1 pseudogene is annotated in these 315 nt (G+C 62.2%); it reads left to right on the top strand.

Annotated elements, in window-relative coordinates:
• Positions 1-315: pseudogene (locus ACPYOJ_RS34995) on the top strand (IS66 family transposase); the annotation flags it as partial.

Genomic DNA, 315 nt, shown 5'->3' with positions numbered 1-315 from the left:
AGGGGTACAAAAGCGTCTATGTTCGCGACCTGGTGCTCAAGGCGGAGCTCGTGCATTACCGTCGCGAATGCTGGATGGAAAGACGGTGCTGGCACCCTTGCCGGCGGGGATCATCGGTGGCTGTGGCACCAACCTCCGGCGGCTTTGCCTGATGCTTCATGCGCAGGGACAGGTGACCACCGGGCGGCTGACGACATTGCTGAACGATATCGGTGTCGAAATCTCCAAGCGCCAGGTCGTGCGGCTCCTGACCCGGAACCTGGATGGCTTTGTTGCCGAGGATGCGGCGGTGCTGCATGCGGGTCTGGTGTCGTC

The sequence above is a fragment of the Rhizobium sp. SVR5-9E genome (assembly GCF_056755095.1).
Note: the sequence above shows the minus strand (reverse complement) of the source record. Positions and strands in the feature narration are given on the sequence as shown.